We start from the raw sequence: 15748 nt of genomic DNA on the forward strand, positions 1-15748 counted from the left end.
CGAGCTCGCGAGACTTAGCGCACAATCCTCATTGAACATTGTTCAATTCTGGTCTATCAATAATGAACTTCGTTCAATTCGTCTGGAGCCACGCATGTTGCGCGCAAATGACCCCGGCCAAGCGATCGACACGATATTCCCATCAGTGCGCCGCCGTTTCGCAGTCGGCGCCCCGCACTTCCGCGAGAAATGCCTGATCGCCGCGCTCTTCGTCCTGACCCTGGCGGCGGTCTTCGCGCCGACGCTGCACGCCTCCGCCTGGCCCATCCCGCATTACGTCGACACCCGCTTCTGGCTGGGCGTGCCCAACGCCGGCGACGTGCTGAGCAATCTCGCCTTCGTGGCAATGGGCGTCTGGGGTCTGATGCAGCTGCGTGGCCACAATGATGCGCCCGTGGGCGCAGGCTGCTTCTTCGTGGGCCTGATCCTCACCTGTATCGGGTCGAGCATCTATCATCTGGATCCTGACGCGCCGCAGCGGCTCGTGGCTGATCGTCTCGGCATGGCGGTGGCGTTCGCGGGCTTTCTCGGCATCGCGGCCAGCGAGCGCGTCAGCAAGCGCGCGGGCTTGGCGATGGTGATGCTGATGACGGTTGCGGGCCCGCTCGCGGCCTGGGTGGCGCGCGAGAATCTCACGCCATGGGCGGTCGTGCAGTTCGGCGGCATGGCGCTCGCCGTGGGACTGGCGCTGACGCGGCCCCGGCCCGGTGCGTTCGGCGTGCCGCTCGGCGGCGTGATTGTCTTTTATGTGCTGGCGAAGCTTTTCGAGCTCGGCGATGCGACCATTTTCGAAGCCACAGGACACATCGTCTCGGGCCACACGCTCAAGCATCTCTCCGCAGCGCTGGCAGCCTGGCCGGTGATCAGCGCGCTACGGCCTACTGGCTCCGCCCCGTCCCGTCATTGAGCAAGCACGCCACCTGGTGCCCGTCGCCCGCATTCACCAGCGCCGGCCGTTCCGTCTTGCATCGCTCCATCGCAAACCGGCAGCGCGTGTGAAATGCGCAGCCGGAGGGTGGATTGACCGGGCTCGGCACGTCGCCATCGACCAGCGGCGCCAGCTTCTTCGCGAGCGGGTTGGCGATCGGCACGGAGGCGAGCAGGGCCTGCGTGTAGGGATGGCGCGGATTCCTGAACAGCTCGTCCTTGTCGGCGATCTCGACGATGCGGCCGAGATACATCACGGCGACACGATGGCTGATATGGGCGACCACGGCGAGGTCGTGCGCGATGAAGAGATAGGAGAAGCCGTGCTGGCGCTGTAGGTCGATCAGGAGGTTGATTACCTGCGCCTGGATCGAGACGTCGAGCGCGGACACCGGCTCGTCGCAGACGATCAGACGCGGTTCCAGCGCGAGTGCCCGCGCGATGCAGATGCGCTGGCGCTGGCCGCCGGAGAATTGATGCGGGAAGTTGCGCATCTGGTCGGGCCGCAGGCCTACCTGCTCAAACAGTTTTGCAACGCGCGCCTCCAGGGCCTTGCCGGTGGCGAGGCCGTGCACGGCGAGCGGCTCGCCGACGATATCGCCTGCGGTCATGCGCGGATTGAGCGAGGCGAACGGGTCCTGGAACACGATCTGCATCGAACGGCGATGCGGGCGCAGCGCCGTCTTGGACAGATGCGTGATGTCCTCGCCGTCGAGGCGGATCTGGCCCGAGGTCGGCTCGACCAGCCGCAGCACGCTGCGCGCCACCGTCGACTTGCCGCAGCCGGATTCGCCGACGAGCCCGAGCGTCTCGCCGGCGCCAAGCGAGAACGAGACGCCGTCGACCGAGTGCACGGTGCCCACCTGCCGCCGCAGCACGCCGGCGCGCACCGGATAATATTTCTTGAGGTCGGTGACTTCGAGCAGAGCCTGGGTCATGCCACCTCCGCAACTTCAGCCGCACGCCAGCACGCCGCGAGATGGCCGCCGCCCCAATCCGCTAGCGGGGGGTATTCTGCCTCGCAGCGCTTGATCGCGAGCTTGCAGCGCGGCGCGAAAGCGCAGCCCTTCGGCAGCCGCACCAGCGACGGCACGGTGCCGGGAATCTCGTTGAGCCGCTCCTGCGCCGCGACGCCGGACGCTGGCACGGCCGGGATCGAGGCCATCAGCCCGCGCGTATAGGGATGCTTCGGCGCCGCGAACAGCGCCTCGACGCTGGCTTCCTCGACCTTCCGCCCCGCATACATCACGATCACGCGCTGCGCGGTCTGGGCGACGACGCCGAGGTCGTGCGTGATCAGCACCAGACCCGTGCCGAGCTCCTTCTGGAGATCGAGGATCAGGGCCAGGATCTGCGCCTGGATGGTGACGTCGAGCGCGGTGGTCGGCTCGTCCGCGATCAGCAGCGCCGGCCGGCAGGCCAGCGCCATCGCGATCATCGCGCGCTGGCGCATGCCGCCGGAAAGCTGGTGCGGATACTCCTTCGCCCGCCGCGCCGGTTCGGGGATGCGCACCAGCCGCAGCATCTCGACGGCGATTCCTTGTGCCTCCTTCGACGAGATGTTCCGGTGCAGCCGCACGGCCTCGACGATCTGGTCGCCGATCCGCATCACGGGATTGAGCGAGGTCATCGGCTCCTGGAAGATCATGGAGATGCGATTGCCCCGGATCTTGCGCATCTGGGCTTCGTCCAACGCCAGCAGATCGGTGCCTTCGAGCGTAACAGATCCGCCGACGATGCGTCCGGGCGGATCGGGCACCAGCCGCATCAGGGACAGCGCGGTGACGCTCTTGCCGCAGCCGGATTCGCCGACGATCGCCAACGTCTCGCCGCGCTTCACCGTGAAGGAGACGTCGTCGACCGCCTTGAAGAGCCCCGAATTGGTGAAGAACACCGTCTTCAGGTTCTTCACATCGAGCACGAGGTCGGATTCTTTCGCCATCAGCCGCGCTGCCGGGGATCGAGGATGTCGCGCAGGGCGTCGCCGAACAAATTGGCGCCGAACACGGCGAGGCTGATCGCGATGCCCGGGAAGATCACTAGCCACGGCGCGGTGCGGACATATTCGGCGGCGGACTCGGAGAGCATGCGGCCCCAGGACGGATAAGGCTCGGGAATGCCGAGACCGAGGAAGGAGAGCGAGGCTTCGGTGAGGATGGTCGAGCCGAGCTGGGCGGTGGCGAGCACGATCAGCGGCGCCAGCGTGTTGGGCAGCACATGGCGGAGCGCAATCCGTACCTCGCTCATGCCGATCGACTTGGCGGCCTCGACGAAGGGCTGCTCGCGCAGCGCCAGCGTGTTGGCGCGGATGACGCGCGACACGGTCGGGATCAGCGGAATGGCAATGGCGATGATGACGTTCGGCAGTGACGGGCCGAGCGCCGCCGTCATGATCAGCGCGAGGACCAGCAGGGGCAGCGCCTGGAGGATGTCGGAGACGCGCTGGAACACAAGGTCGACCCAGCCGGAGAGATAGCCGGAGGTGAGGCCGACGATGACGCCGATCGTGCCGCCGAGCGCGGTCGAGCCGATGCCGACCGCGAGCGAGATCCGCGCGCCGTGGATGATGCGGCTGAACACGTCGCGGCCGAACGAATCCGTGCCCATCCAGTGCGCCCAGCTCGGGCGCGCCAGCGCACGTGCGGCATCGACCGTCAGCGGATCATAGCGCGCGATGAAGTCGGCAAAGACGGCTGTTAGCACGAACACCGTCATGATGACGAGCCCGGCCGCGCCCAGCACATGCCGCTGCGCCATGAACAGCACGCGCCGCCAGCCTCCGGTCGCGTTCGCCCCGGCGCGTCTCAGCTCAACGTCAAAGTCGATCGCGGCCAAACAGCTCTCCTAATCCGTGTACCTGATCCGCGGGTCGAACACCGCGTAGAGCATGTCGACGGTGAAATTCGCGAACACCACGACGACCGCGATGAACATCACGAGGTTCTGCACGATCGGATAATCGCGCCAGCGGATCGCCTCGACCAGGAAGCGCGCGACGCCGGGGATGTTGAACACGGTCTCGGTGACGATCAGGCCGCCGATCAGGAATGCCGCCTCGATGCCGATCACGGTGATGACGGGCAGGATCGCATTCTTCAGCGCGTGGTGATAGTTCACGGCGGCATCGGAGGCACCCTTGGCGCGCGCGGTGCGGATATAGTCCTGCCGCAGCACCTCCAGCATCGAGGACCGCGTGATGCGCATAGTCAGCGCCGCGCTGCGGAAACCGACGGCGGCGGCCGGCACGGCGTAGGTCGCGAATGCCTCGAGCCAGGTCTGCGGATTGGGATTGAAGATCGGCATCTGGCCGAACATCGCCACCGACGCCGTGAGGATGAGGAGGCCAAGCCAGAACGAGGGCAGCGACAGGCCGCTGAGGCTGACGACGCGCAGCGCGTAGTCGAGCCGCGTTCCCTGTTTCACCGCGCTGATGACGCCGAGCGGGATGCCGATCGATGCCGAGAACAACAGCGCAAGGCCGGCGAGCCGCGCGGTGATCGGAATCCGCGGCAATATCTCCTGCAACGCCGGCTTCTCGGAGACGTAGGAATAGCCAAAATCGCCGCGCAGGAAACCGCTGATCCAGTGCCAATACTGCACGATCAGCGGCTGGTCGATGCCGAGCTCCTTTTCCAGATTGGCCTTGTCGGCGGGATCGACATAGCCGGCGGCGGCGAACAGGATGTCGACGATGTTGCCGGGCACGATGCGCAGCAGGAAGAAGATGACGACCGAGATCCCGAACAGGGTCACGAGCATCAGGAACAGGCGCCGCACCAGATAGGCAAACATGCATCGCCTCCTGTCGAACCCGTCAGCCGCCCGCCGCTACTTGTCCATCCACACGTCCTCGTAGCGGTACCCATTATAGGAGCTGTTCGACATCACCGTCACGCCCTTGACATAGGGCTTCCAGCAGGTGCCGGTGCGCGCATGGAAGATGATCGGGCGGGCGACGTCCTCCTGCAACTTCTTGTCGATCTCCCACACCAGCTTCTTGCGTTTGGCGATGTCGGTCTCCTGCGACTGCACGTCGAACAGCTTCTCGATCTCCTTGTTGCAATAGTTGGTGTAGTTGCGCTCCGAGCCGCAGGAATAGTTCTCGTAGAAGGACTGGTCGGGATCGTCGACCGCGTTGCCGGTGAGGTTCAGGCCGAGCATGTAGTCCTTGCGCGCGACCTTCGGGAACCAGTTTGCGGTCTCCACCACGTCGAGCTCGCCGTCGATATAGATGCTCTTGAGCTGGTCGATCAGGATCACCGCGGGATCGCGGTAAACCGGGATGTTGCGGGTCGAGATCTTCACCGCGAGATGCTTGTCCGGCCCGTAACCGGCCTTCTGCATCAGCTTCTTGGCCTGCTCGCGGTTGGCGTTCACGTCGGGTCCATAGCCCGGAATGCTCTCCAGCATCTCCTTCGGCATCGCCCACAGCCCGGCCGGCGCAGGTTCCATGGTGCCGCCGATGTCGCCCTGACCCTCGAACATGATGTTGATGAAGGCCTTGCGGTCGAGCGCCAGCGCCATGGCCTTGCGGATGTCGGCATTGTCGAACGGCGCAGCGGTCGAATTGACGATGATGTTGGTGGCGACGTTGTTGGGCTCGACGACGCAGACCGCGCTCGGATCCTGCGATTTGACGTCCTTGAGCAGCGGAATGCTTACCTCGGTCGGGAAGGTCATGTCGAACTTGCCGGCGACGAAGGCGAGGATCGCGGTCGAGCGGTTCGGGATGATGGTGAACTCGATGCCGTCGAGATAAGGCCGGCCCTTGCGCCAATAGTCGGTGTTGCGGGTCAGCTTGATCGATTCGTTGGCCTTGAACTCGACGAACTTGAACGGGCCGGTGCCGATCGGATGCGTGCGCATGTCGCCGGGCGAGACGTGGCAGGGATAGACCGGCGTGTAGCCCGAGGCGAGCAGCGCCAGCAGCGACGGCTGCGGCCGCTTCAGGTTGAAGGAGACCTCGAAATCGCCGTTGGTCGAGACGTCATTGACTTGCTCGTACCAGGTCTTGCGCGGATTCTGCCGGAACTTCTGCTGCGCCTTGCCCATCAGCATGTCGAAGGTGCATTTGACGTCGGCCGAGGTGAACGGCTTGCCGTCGTGCCATTTCACGCCCTGGCGGAGCTTGAAGGTCAGCGTCTTGTTGTCGTTCACCCAGGCCCAGCTCTCGGCGAGCTCCGGGACGATGTTGTCCATCCTGTTCTGGGCTTCGTCCTGCTTGTAGATAACGAGGTTGTTGAAGACGGGCATGAAGGGAACATTGAGCGAATAGGTCGCGCCTTCATGGATCGAGGCGTTGCCAGGGCTGTCGCGGTGATACATCCGCAGGATTCCGCCCTGTTTGGGCTCGCCGGCGACCGCAATGGTCGAAAACGCCAGCAAAGATAGCGCCGCCGTCGCGGCGAGCGCCCGCACGCTCCGCATCCTCGTCCTCCCTGGACATTAGTTCTTTTGGGCCTTTTGTGGCCTGTTTGTCAGGACGATAGCGACGCGAATAGAGGGAGGCAACCCGTAACGCCGCAAGCCGCCTCGACAATTCGGATGACGGAAGGCCGCAGGGGTTCACACTTTCATCATGTGAGAGTGCAGGTGCGAAGAGCTGGTTCCTGTGTGGATTTTTGTGCGCAGTTGCATCGCCAACCTCCGCCGTCGTCCCGGGTTCGCGACTTCGTCGCGCCCCGGGACGACAGCGGGGCTCACACGATCCGCGACGTCTTGTTGCCCCAATACCGATCCCTTAGCAGCCGCTTGTACAGCTTGCCGGTCGGGAGCCGCGGCAACTCCTTCTCGAAGTCCACCGAGCGCGGCACCTTCTGCCGCGACAGCGACGCCCCGCAGAAGGCGATCAGCTCTTCGGCAAGCGCCGGGCCCGGCACCACGCCCGGCATCGGCTGCACCACCGCCTTCACCTCTTCGCCGAGATCGGGATTGGGCACGCCGAACACGGCGGCATCGGCGACCTTCGGGTGGGTGATCAAGAGATTCTCGCATTCCTGCGGATAGATGTTCACCCCGCCCGAGATGATCATGAAGGTCGCGCGGTCGGTCAGATACAGGAAGCGGTCCTCGTCGACATAGCCGACGTCGCCGACCGTGCTCATGTTGCCGTCGGCCGAGCGCGCTTCCTTCGTCTTCTCCGGATCATTGAAATATTCGAACGGCGATCCCGTCTTGAACCAGACTTGCCCCGGCGTTCCGGTCGGGCGTGGCTGCATGTTCTCGTCGAGAATATGGAGGTCGCCGAGCAGCACCTTGCCGACGGTGCCGCGATGCGCCAGCCATTCCGCGCTGTTGCAGGCGGTGAAGCCGAGGCCTTCGGTGGCGCCGTAATATTCGTGGATGATCGGACCCCACCATTTGATGATGTCGTCCTTGACGAGGGCCGGGCAGGGCGCGGCGGCATGGATCGCGATCTCCAGCGAGGAGAGGTCGTAACGCTTGCGCACCTCCTCCGGCAGCTTCAGCATCCGCGAGAACATCGTCGGCACCAGCTGGGTGTGGGTGATGCCCCATTGTTGCACCAGCTGGAGATAGCGCTCGGGATCGAACGTCTCCATGATGATCACGGTGCCGCCCATGCGGATCGTGAGATTTACCGCGGCCTGCGGCGCCGAGTGATAGAGCGGGGCCGGCGACAGGTAGACCATGCCCTCGCGGTAGTGCCAGAGTTTCGTCAGGAAATCGAACAGCGGCAGATTCTGTTTTGGCGGCTCCTCCGGCAGCGGCCGCAAAATGCCCTTCGGCCGTCCCGTCGTGCCCGATGAATACAGCATCGCAGTGCCAAGCCATTCGTCCGCGATCGGCGTCGCCGGCAGATCGGCGGTCACATCCGCCAGCCCGACGATGCGCTCGCTCTCGCCGGGACCGTCGGCGACGATGCAGAGCTTGACGTCGGGGCAGGCGTTGATGGCCTCGCGTGCGATGTCCAGCTTCGCCCGCGACGTGATCAGGATTTTCGACTGGCTGTTGACGAGGAGATAGGCGAGCTCGCCGGGCGTCAGGAAGGAGTTGATGCAGGTGTAGTAGAGCCCCGAGCGCTCGCCCGCGCCGCAGGCTTCCAGATAGCGCGCATTGTTCTCCATGAAGATCGAGTAGTGGTCGAGCCGCTTCAAGCCGTGCCTGCGGAACAGATGCGCCAGGCGATTGCTGCGCGCCTCCAGCTCGCGATAGGTGACGGCCTCGCCTGTCGCGGCCATGATGAAGGCGGGCTGCAGCGGGCGCAGGCGGGCGTGGTGACCTGTGTACATCTATCCTCCGGCTTGGATCATGCGGCGAGAAGCAGGATTTCGCGGATATCGGCGGGGCCGTCGATCCTGCGCGGGTTGCGCGGGATCCAGTTGGTGCGCATCGCCTGTTCGGCGATGGCGTCGAAATGCTCCGGCGTGACCCGCATCTCGGCAAGGCTGCGTGGCATGCCGAGCGAGCGGATGAAGGCATCCAACACGTCGGCGGCGTTGTGGCCGGGAAAGCCCATCGCGGCGGCGACGATCATCTGGCGCTCGGCATTGTCGCGTGCGTTCCAGCGCATCACCGCCGGCAGCATGATGCAGGAGGTGTAGCCGTGCGGCACGTCGAACGCCGCGCCCAGCACATAGCCGATGCCGTGGCTCGCCCCCATCGGCACCCCGGCCGCGAGCGCGCCCATCGACAGCCAGGTGCCGATCTGCGCATCCATCCGCGCGTCGAGATCGGCAGGGTCGGCCTTCACCCGCGGCAGCGCGTCGGCAAGCATGGCAAGGCCCTTGACCGATTGCGCATCGGCATAGGGATGCGTCTCGCGCGAGCAGATCGCCTCGACGCAGTGATCGAGGGCGCGAATGCCGGTCGAGAGGAACAGCCATTCCGGCGTGTGCACGGTGATGCCTGGGTCGAGAATGGTCGCGCGCGGCACGGTGAGCGGATGCCGCAGCATCTGCTTCACATGCGTAGCGCGGTCGGTCACGCCTGCGATGGAGCTGAATTCGCCGCCGGCGATGGTGGTCGGCACGCTGACCTGGCGCACGCTTGGCGCCGTCATCTCCGGCGCAACGCCCTTGTGCACGCGGATGCGGTCGATGCCGTCGATCGTGTCGATGCCATTCGCAAGACAGAGCTGCACCGCCTTGGCGCCGTCGGTGATCGAGCCGCCGCCCACGGTGACGATCAGATCGGCGCCCACCTCGCGCGCTGCGTTGGTGGCGGCAATGACGGCCTCGCGCGGCGTGTGTGCCGGCATGGCGTCGAACAGGCCGGCACAGCGTTCGCCGAGCGCGTCCTTGATTTTCGTGATTTCGTCGGTCTGCCGGTTCAGCGTGCCTGAGACCATCAGGAAGGCGCGGCGTGTTCCCAGCCGGTCCATCTGCGCGACGATGGCATCCGCCGCCGGATGGCCGAACACGACCTCCTCGATCGCGCCGTAGACGACACGTCCCTGGTGCACGCCGGTCCTCCCCGGACAATTCGTCTTGTTTTTGGAAGGCAAGTCTAGCCGAGCGCCCGCCGCCCGTCATGTGCGAAGACGCTGGCCGCTTACCCTCCCCCTCCAGGGGAGGGTGGAGAACGCCGCGCCTTCATCGCCAACTCATTGGCACCAACCGCCGCGTGTGCGCCCACCTCACCCACTGTCAACCCGCCATCCGGTCAGGCCATGCGTTGTACTATTGCACGCGCATTGGTCTTGAAGAGTTCATCATTGCCGCCCATCTTGTGTCGCCCGCGAGCAGGCGCGTACCCTGCTTTTTCCGCGGCTTTTGATGCGAGGACCTGGGATGACTGGACCGGACGGAAGCGAGCCATTTGTCAAAAAGCACGATTTCGTTCAGATGCGGCATTACGCGATCGCGGGTCTCCTCGCCGCTTCCTTCGCGCTCGCTGGCTGCGGACAGCCGGCCTCGCAAGCGTCTGCGCCGCCGCCCGCGCCGGTGACGGTCGCCCAGCCGGTCAAGCGCACCGTCACTGATTGGGACGAGTTCACCGGCCGCTTCGAGGCGATCGAGGAGGTGCAGGTGCGCCCGCGCGTCGGCGGCTTCGTCAACTCGGTCGAATTCCAGGACGGCGCCATCGTGCGTCAGGGCGATCTGCTCTACGTGATCGACCCGCGTCCGTTCGAGGCTGTGGCCGAGCAGGCCGACGGCCAGCTGTCCGACGCGCGCGCCAAGGTGGAGCTGGCCAAGCGCGAGCTCGACCGCGGCCTGAACCTGGTCCAGACCAGCGCGGTCTCCGAGCAGGTCGTCGACCAGCGCCGCCAGGCCTTGCAGGCCGCGCACGCTGCGGAGACGCAGGCCGCGGGCGCGCTGAAGGCCGCTCGCCTCAACATCGAGTTCACCCATGTCACCGCGCCGCTCACCGGGCGCGTCAGCCGCCACCTCGTCAGCCCCGGCAATCTCGTGCAGGGCAGCGATACCGGCACTTCGACACTGCTCACCTCGATCGTCGCGCTCGACCCGATCTACGTCTATTTCGACATGGACGAAGCGACCTTCATCAAATACAGCAAGTTGTGGTTCGAGGGTAAGCGCCCGAGCTCGCGCGATACCGCAAACCCGGTGCAGGTGACGCTCGCCGGCGAGACCAAGCCGTCGCATGACGGCTCGATCAACTTCCTCGACAACCGCCTCGATGTCTCCACCGGCACGCTGCGCAGCCGCGCCGTGGTCAAGAACACCGATCTGTCGATCCTGCCCGGCCAGTTCGGCCGAGTCCGCCTGATCGGCAGCGCGCCCTATGAGGCGCTGCTGATTCCGGACGCCGCGGTCGCGACCGACCAGTCCCGCAAGATCGTGTTCGTAGTCAAGCCTGACGACACCGTCGAGGTGCGCGCCGTGGTGCTCGGTCCGCTAGACGAAGGCCTGCGTGTGATCCGCGACGGGCTCAAGCCCGACGATCGCGTCATCGTCAACGGCATCCAGCGCGCCCGCGTCGGCGCCAAGGTCGCCCCGCAGACTGCTCAAGCCCCGGCCGGTGGCAAGTCATGAATCTTGGCCGTCTCTCCATCAACCAGCCCATCCTCGCGATGGTGCTGTCGATCGTGCTGCTGATCGTCGGCGCGATCGCCTACACCACGCTGCCGGTCTCCGAATATCCGCAAGTGGTGCCGCCCACCGTCGTCGTCACCACGCAATATCCCGGCGCCTCCGCGCAGACCGTGTCCGACACGGTCGCAGCGCCCATCGAGCAGGAGATCAACGGCGTCGAGGACATGCTGTATCTCTACAGCCAGGCGACCTCGAACGGCCAGCTCACCATCACCGTCACCTTCAAGCTCGGCACCGACCTCGACAAGGCCCAGGTGCTGGTGCAGAACCGCGTCGCGATCGCGCAGCCGCGGCTTCCTGAAGAGGTCCAGCGCAACGGCGTCACCACGCGCAAGAACTCGCCCGACATCCTGATGGTCGTGTTCATGTTGTCGCCCGACGACACGTTCGACCAGCTCTACATCTCCAACTACGCGCTGCTCCAGGTCCGCGACCAGCTGCTGCGCCTCGACGGCGTCGGCGACATCCAGATCTTCGGCGCGCGCGACTACTCCATGAGGTTGTGGCTTGACCCCGACCGCATCGCCAATCTCGGCCTGACCTCGACCGAGGTGATCGCGGCGATCCGCGCGCAGAACATCCAGATCGCAGGCGGCCAGGTTGCCGAGCCGCCGATCACCGACCGCGCGTTCCAGCCGAATCTCGTGTTCACCGGACGCCTGAAGGATCAGAGACAGTTCGAGGATATCCTGATCAAGGCCGGCTCGGACGGCCGAACCGTGCGCCTGCGCGATGTCGCCCGCATCGAGCTCGGTGCGCTCTCCTACTCCACCAACAGCTTCCTGTTGCGCAAATCGGCCGTCGGCATGCTGGTGACGCAGCGGCCCGGGTCGAACGCGCTGGCGACCGCGAAAAGCATCTCCGACACCATGGTCAAGCTGAAGGAGAGTTTTCCGAAAGGCCTCGACTACAATATCGGCTACAATCCGACCGAGTTCATCGCGCAATCCGTCCACGAGCTGATCAAGACCATCTACGAGGCCATGCTGCTTGTGGTCGTCGTGGTGCTCGTGTTCCTGCAGGGCTGGCGCCCGGCGATCATCCCGATCATCGCGATTCCGGTCTCGCTGGTCGGCACCTTTGCGGTGATGGCGGCGCTCGGCTTCTCCATCAACAATCTCACGCTTTTCGGCCTCGTGCTCGCCGTCGGTATCGTCGTCGACGACGCCATTGTGGTGGTCGAGAATGTCGAGCGGCATCTCGAGCATGGCCTCAGTCGGCGCGATGCCGCGCTGAAAACCATGGAGGAGGTCGGCGGCGCGCTGGTCTCGATCGCGCTGGTGCTATGTGCCGTGTTCGTGCCGACGGCGTTCCTTGGCGGCATTTCCGGGCAATTCTTCCAGCAATTCGCCGTCACCATCGCGGTTGCGACCGCGATCTCCTGCTTCTGCTCGCTGACGCTGTCGCCGGCGCTGGCCTCGCTGATCCTCACGCCGCACGAGGAGAAGCGGCCGCCGGCGGCCTGGAACGTCATCGCGCGCGGATGGAATGCCTTCACCGGCGTCTTCAACCGCGTGTTCGACCGGCTGTCGCATGGCTATGCGGGTCTTGCGAATTTCGTGATCCGGCACTCGGTGGTGATGTTGCTGATCTACGTCGTGCTGATCGGCAGCGCCGGCTGGCTGATCGGGACCACGCCGCAGGGCTTCATCCCCGCGCAGGATCGCGGCTACGTCATCGTCTCCGTGCAATTGCCCGGCGCGGCGTCGCTGGCGCGCACCACCGAGATCGTGCGCGAGATCGAGCGGATCGCGCTGGATACCCCGGGCATCATCCGAGTTGCCGTCTTCGCCGGCTTCTCGGGTGCGACGCGCACGCAGCAGGGCAACGCAGCGGCGCTGTTTCCGGTGTTCGATGAACCCGAGGTGCGCCTGAAGAAGGGGCTGACGGCGAACGCCATCACGGCCGAGCTGCGCAAGCGGCTCGCCGCGCTCCAGGGCGCGTTCATCATCGTCATTCCGCCGCCGGCCGTCCCCGGCATCGGCACCGGCGGCGGCTTCACCATCCGCATCCAGGACCGCCAGGGCCGCGGGCCGGAGCTGCTCGCCGCAGCCACCGACGAGCTTGTCGCCGCTGCGCGCAAATCGCCGTTGCTGCTCGGCCCCACGGTGTTCTCGCCGTTCACGGCGAATACGCCGCAGCTCTTCGTCGACATCGACCGCACCAAGGCGCAGAAGCTCGGCGTTCCCATCGCCAACGTCAACGACACGATCCAGACCTATTTCGGATCGACCTATGTCAACGACTTCAACCTGTTCGGCCGCACCTATCACGTCACGGCGCAGGCAGACTTCCCGTTCCGGAAAGAGCCAAGCGACCTCGCGCGGCTGCGCACGCGCAACGCCTCCGGCGACATGGTGATGCTGGGCAGCGTGGTCGAGTTCAAGGACGTCTCGGGCCCCGACCGCGTCGCGCGCTACAATCTCTATGCGGCCTCCGAACTGCAGGGCGAGCCGGCGCCGGGCGTCAGCTCGACCACCGCGCTCAACACCATCAAGAAGCTCGCCGACGACATCTTGCCGAGCGGCTTTACCTTCGAATGGACCGACCTGTCCTATCAGCAGATCACCGGCGGCAATGCGGGCCTCTACGTGTTCCCGATCTGCGTGCTGTTCGTCTATCTCGTGCTCGCCGCGCAATATGGCAGCTGGACGCTGCCCTTCGCGGTGATCCTGATCGTGCCGATGTGCCTGCTCGCCGCCACCATCGGCGTGCGAATCATGGGGCAGGACGTCAACGTCCTGACCCAGATCGGCTTCGTGGTGCTGGTGGGGCTAGCTGCAAAGAACGCGATCCTGATCGTCGAGTTCGCGCGCGACATCGAGAACGAAGGCAAGCCGCGGCTGGAGGCCGTGATCGAGGCCTGCCGCCTGCGTTTGCGGCCGATCCTGATGACGTCCTTCGCCTTCATCCTCGGCGTCTTGCCGCTGGTGATCTCGAGTGGCTCCGGCTCGGAGATGCGGCAGGCGGTCGGCGTTGCCGTGTTCTTCGGCATGATCGGCGTGACGCTCTTCGGGCTGCTGTTCACCCCGATCTTTTACGTCGTGGTGCGGAACCTCGCCGAAGGGCGGCGCGACAAGAAGCCGGAGGTGGCGGCCTGACGATGGTCAGGTTGCCATCGGAACCTCCACACCCACCGCTGTCGTCCCCGCGAAGGCGGGGACCGATAACCCCAGGGAGAAGTGGTGGCGCGAAGGGGGTAACCACGAGTCTTCGTCAAACCACTCCCTGTGGTTATGGGTCCCGGATCTTCGCTTCGCTCGTCCGGGACGACAGCTGTTGTTTGGCGCGCTCCCTCCATACTAACGACCAACATGAAATGGATGGGCAGGGCCGGGGTTCTTCACTACTATCCGCGCGATTTCAAAACAGAACACTGCTGGGAGCTAACTCATGAAATCATCCCTTTTGGCCGCCGTCGCAATGTCGGCCCTGCTGCTGGCGGCACCGGCCTCCGCGCAAGGCGTCAAGATCGGCATCCTCAACGATCAGTCCGGCGTCTATGCCGACTATGGTGGCAAATGGTCGGTCGAGGCCGCCAAGATGGCGATCGAGGATTTTGGCGGCGAGGTTTTGGGCCAGAAGATCGAGCTCGTCACCGCCGACCACCAGAACAAGCCTGACCTTGCGACCTCGATCGCCCGGCGCTGGTATGACGTCGAGAACGTCGACATGATCACGGAGCTGACGACCTCCTCGGTCGCGCTCGCGGTCCACGAGCTTTCCAAGGAGAAGAAGAAGGTCGACATCGTCGTCGGCGCCGCGACCTCGCGGCTCACCGGCGATGCCTGCCAGCCCTACGGCTTCCACTGGGCCTATGACACCCGCGCGCTCGGCGTCGGCACCGGCGGTGCGCTGACCAAGGCCGGCGGCGACACCTGGTTCTTCCTCACCGCGGACTACGCCTTCGGCTATGCGCTGGAGAAGGACACCAGCGAGATCGTCACCGCCAATGGCGGCAAGGTGGTCGGCTCGGTGCGCGTGCCGCTCAACTCCTCCGACTTCTCCTCCTTCCTGCTGCAGGCGCAGAGTTCGAAGGCGAAGATCGTCGGTCTCGCCAATGCCGGCCTCGACACCACCAACTCGATCAAGCAGGCGGCCGAGTTCGGCATTGTCTCCGGCGGCCAGAAGCTCGCGGGCCTCCTGATGACGCTTGCCGAGGTGAACGGCCTCGGTCTTCAGGCCGCGCAAGGTCTGGTGCTGACCGAGGGCTATTACTGGGATCTCAACGACAAGACCCGCAATCTCGGCGAACGCTTCCTCAAGCGCACCGGCCGGATGCCGAGCATGATCCATGCCGGCACCTATTCGGCGACGCTGAGCTACCTGAAGGCGGTCAAGGCCGCCGGCACCAAGGACCCGGAGGCCGTTTCCAAGAAGCTGAAGGAGCTGCCGGTCAACGACGACTTCGCGCAAGGCGGCAAGGTGCTCGAGAACGGCCGCATGGTCCACGACATGTATCTGTTCGAGGTCAAGAAGCCCTCGGAGTCGAAGAAGCCCTGGGACTATTACAAGCTGCTCGCCACCGTTCCCGGCGACAAGGCGTTCTTCTCCGCCAAGGACAGCGGCTGCCCGCTGACGAAGTGACGCGTAGCGTCATTCCGGGGCGATGCGAAGCATCGAACCCGGAATCTCGAAGCTCCGAGTCCGGCGCCAGCGCCACACATTCCGCTGTCGTCCCGGACAAGCGCGCCTCAAGCGCGCGCCGATCCGGGACCCATAACCACAGGCCGGTGTGGTTACGGAGACTCGGAGTTACCTGCTCGCGCCAAACTACTCCCTGTGGATATGGGTCCCGGATCGGC

Annotated in this window: 11 protein-coding genes; 4 read left to right on the top strand and 7 right to left on the bottom strand. The window is 65.1% G+C overall.

Annotation, left to right across the window (positions count from 1 at the left end):
- The first annotated feature begins 94 nt into the window (after window positions 1-94).
- On the top strand, window positions 95-907 hold the full coding sequence (locus BRAGE_RS0140605) for a hypothetical protein (protein ID WP_027563222.1): 813 nt from the start codon (window positions 95-97) through the stop codon (window positions 905-907).
- Here the strand turns inward: BRAGE_RS0140605 and BRAGE_RS0140610 are convergent.
- The 7 genes from BRAGE_RS0140610 to BRAGE_RS0140640 all read right to left on the bottom strand — a co-directional run bounded on the left by BRAGE_RS0140610 (window position 879) and on the right by BRAGE_RS0140640 (window position 9349).
- The gene (locus BRAGE_RS0140610) at window positions 879-1865 is read right to left on the bottom strand and encodes an ABC transporter ATP-binding protein (protein WP_027563221.1); all 987 of its coding nucleotides are present in this window, start codon (window positions 1863-1865) and stop codon (window positions 879-881) included. The two genes, BRAGE_RS0140605 and BRAGE_RS0140610, sit on opposite strands and share 29 nt — an antisense overlap.
- The gene (locus BRAGE_RS0140615; protein WP_027563220.1) at window positions 1862-2869 is read right to left on the bottom strand and encodes an ABC transporter ATP-binding protein; all 1008 of its coding nucleotides are present in this window, start codon (window positions 2867-2869) and stop codon (window positions 1862-1864) included. Before BRAGE_RS0140615 ends, BRAGE_RS0140610 begins: the two co-directional genes overlap by 4 nt.
- Entirely contained in the window at window positions 2869-3762 is an 894-nt protein-coding gene (locus BRAGE_RS0140620) for an ABC transporter permease (protein WP_027563219.1), read from the bottom strand. Before BRAGE_RS0140620 ends, BRAGE_RS0140615 begins: the two co-directional genes overlap by 1 nt.
- Window positions 3763-3771: 9 nt before the next feature.
- The gene (locus BRAGE_RS0140625; protein WP_027563218.1) at window positions 3772-4719 is read right to left on the bottom strand and encodes an ABC transporter permease; all 948 of its coding nucleotides are present in this window, start codon (window positions 4717-4719) and stop codon (window positions 3772-3774) included.
- A gap of 36 nt (window positions 4720-4755) precedes the next feature.
- Window positions 4756-6354, bottom strand: a complete 1599-nt coding sequence (locus BRAGE_RS0140630) for an ABC transporter substrate-binding protein (protein WP_027563217.1) — start codon at window positions 6352-6354, stop codon at window positions 4756-4758.
- A 272-nt stretch (window positions 6355-6626) separates the two neighbouring features.
- Window positions 6627-8177: an AMP-binding protein gene (locus BRAGE_RS0140635; RefSeq protein ID WP_027563216.1), complete on the bottom strand. Its 1551-nt coding sequence runs from the start codon at window positions 8175-8177 to the stop codon at window positions 6627-6629.
- A 17-nt stretch (window positions 8178-8194) separates the two neighbouring features.
- On the bottom strand, window positions 8195-9349 hold the full coding sequence (locus BRAGE_RS0140640) for an iron-containing alcohol dehydrogenase (protein WP_027563215.1): 1155 nt from the start codon (window positions 9347-9349) through the stop codon (window positions 8195-8197).
- 328 nt (window positions 9350-9677) lie between these two features.
- Between BRAGE_RS0140640 and BRAGE_RS0140645 the strand changes: the two genes are divergently transcribed.
- The 3 genes from BRAGE_RS0140645 (at window position 9678) to BRAGE_RS0140655 (ending at window position 15530) form a co-directional block, all read left to right on the top strand.
- The gene (locus BRAGE_RS0140645; RefSeq protein WP_027563214.1) at window positions 9678-10883 is read left to right on the top strand and encodes an efflux RND transporter periplasmic adaptor subunit; all 1206 of its coding nucleotides are present in this window, start codon (window positions 9678-9680) and stop codon (window positions 10881-10883) included.
- Window positions 10880-14044 carry an efflux RND transporter permease subunit gene (locus tag BRAGE_RS0140650; RefSeq protein ID WP_027563213.1) on the top strand — a complete coding sequence of 1055 codons (3165 nt, stop codon included), beginning with the start codon at window positions 10880-10882 and terminating at the stop codon, window positions 14042-14044. The genes BRAGE_RS0140645 and BRAGE_RS0140650 overlap by 4 nt, the downstream gene beginning before the upstream one ends.
- 292 nt (window positions 14045-14336) lie before the next feature.
- Window positions 14337-15530, top strand: coding sequence for an ABC transporter substrate-binding protein (locus BRAGE_RS0140655; protein WP_027563212.1), 1194 nt, complete (start codon window positions 14337-14339; stop codon window positions 15528-15530).
- Window positions 15531-15748 lie beyond the last annotated feature (218 nt).

The sequence above is a fragment of the Bradyrhizobium genosp. SA-4 str. CB756 genome (assembly GCF_000473125.1).
In the GTDB taxonomy this organism is placed as follows: domain Bacteria; phylum Pseudomonadota; class Alphaproteobacteria; order Rhizobiales; family Xanthobacteraceae; genus Bradyrhizobium; species Bradyrhizobium arachidis.